This window comes from Spirillospora sp. NPDC049652, assembly GCF_040675125.1.
Lineage (GTDB): Bacteria > Actinomycetota > Actinomycetes > Streptosporangiales > Streptosporangiaceae > Spirillospora.
Genome location: NZ_JBFAOF010001183.1, coordinates 1 through 1,953, shown reverse-complemented (window position 1 = coordinate 1,953; position 1,953 = coordinate 1). Strand labels below are relative to the sequence as shown.

The window sequence follows — 1,953 nt, the reverse complement described above, 5'->3', positions numbered from 1 at the left end:
CTCAACCGGCACGCCGAGGCGTACGCCCGCGAGCACGGCCGCAACCCTGACGACGACGTGCCGCCGTTCGTGGCGCTGGACCACGCCGACCGGGCCGCGCTCGTCCGCACCCTGACCACGCCCGGGCACCCGGAGAAGGACCTGTGGGTGCTGCTGGCGCTGTTCTGCAACATGGCCTTCGACACCGCCGCGCACATGCCGACCGCCGAGGCCATGAAGGCGGGCCACCCCGGCCTCGCCGCGATGGGCTTCTCCCCGCCGGACGAGGACGGCCTCTGGCGCTTCCCGGCCTTCTCCTACCAGCGCGAGCTGGCCCCCGTCCATCCGGGCACGACCTCCACCGGGAGCCCCGCATGAGCGACCCCACCATCTCCACCAACGGCAACGGCAACGGCGGCACGGCAGGCGGCACGGCGGGCGGGACGGCGGCGAACGGCGCCGTCGAGCGCACCGACGTCGTCGTCATCGGCAGCGGGTTCGGCGGCGCGATCGCCGCCTACCACCTGGCGGCGGGCGGGGCGAAGGTCACCGTGCTGGAGCGCGGCCCCTGGGTGCCGAGCGACGAGTTCGAGCACGACTTCCTGCTCGGCTCGTCCTACACCCGGATCTTCGACTTCGTCGTCGGCGACGGCATGAGCGTCCTCGGCGGCAACTGCGTCGGCGGCGGCAGCGTCGTCTACTTCGCCGCGATGCCGCGCGCGCCCCGGTTCGTGTTCGACCGGATGGGCTCGCTGGGCCGCCGCATGTGGCCGTCCACCATCGACCGGGACGTCCTGGACCCCTGGTACGACCGGGTCGCCGAGGCGCTGCCGATCATCCGCCAGGACTGGTCCGACGTGACCTACTCGGGCGGGCTGTTCGCGGCGGCGTGCGCGCACGCCGGCCGGACCGCCAACCCGGCCCCGGCCGCCATCGACCGGGAGAAGTGCACCAACTGCAACTGGATGATGGCGGGCTGCCGGTTCGACGCCAAGCGGTCGCTGCTGCTGAACTACCTGCCCGCCGCCGTCGCGCACGGCGCGGAGATCCGCCCGCTGCACGAGGTCCAGCTTCTGTCGCGCACCGACGACGGCGGCTACCGCGTCCACTACAACGTCATCGACGGCGAGGACTACCGGGTCACGGCCGGGAGCGGCACGCTCGACGCCAAGCTCGTCGTGGTGGCCGCCGGGGCGGGCGCGACGCCGGTGATCCTCAAGCGGTCCGAGCGGGCCCTCGGTCCGATGCCGCCCGGCGTGGGCCGGTACTTCTCCGGCAACGGCGAGCGGCTCAACACCGCCGTGTTCGACGAGGAGCGCGTCCGGTCGGTGCTCGGGCTGTCGCACGGGGACGCCGCGTACGCCGCGTCCCAGATCGGCAAGGGCCCGTGCGTGGCGAGCTGGGACCGGCTCGACCCCGACCTGCCGGAGTTCTCCCGGTTCACCCTGGAACAGCTGTACTTCCCGCCCGGCTTCGGCACGATCCTCGCGCAGGTGCCCGGCGCGGACGGCCGGCCCACCTGGTTCGGGCCGGAGAAGAAGGAGATGCTCCGCAGCTGGCAGTCCTGGCTGACCGTGTTCACGATGAGCGAGGACGACAACGAGGGGGTGTTCGGCGACCTGCCGCCCACCGGCAACGCCGAGCGGATCTCCCAGCAGATGCTCGGCCGGGGCCCGCTGCGCTACCGGCCGACCGCCAACACGCTGCGCGGCTGGGCCGAGTCGGACGCCGAGGTCCGCGACATCCTGGAGCGCGACGGCCTGGCCCGCGTGCTGCCCTGGACGAACGACCTGGTCGGCGCGTACACCGTGCACCCGCTGGCGTCCTGCCGGCTCGGCGACGACCCGGCGACGTCCGCGCTGGACGACCGGCACGAGCTGCGCGGGCACCCGGGCATCTTCGTCACCGACGGCTCGGCCGTGCCGGGCGCGCTGACCGTCAACCCCGCCTTCACCATCGCGGCGCTCGCCGAGC

2 protein-coding genes are annotated in these 1,953 nt (G+C 73.6%); both read left to right on the top strand.

What is annotated here, in order from left to right; genetic code table 11:
* A partial coding sequence (locus AB0J52_RS38355) for a DUF5987 family protein (protein WP_500187933.1) occupies nucleotides 1-357 on the top strand: 357 nt, incomplete at its 5' end.
* Nucleotides 354-1,953, top strand: a 1,600-nt coding sequence (locus AB0J52_RS38350; protein ID WP_500187932.1) for an FAD-dependent oxidoreductase, incomplete at its 3' end; no start/stop codon positions are given. The genes AB0J52_RS38355 and AB0J52_RS38350, both read left to right, overlap by 4 nt.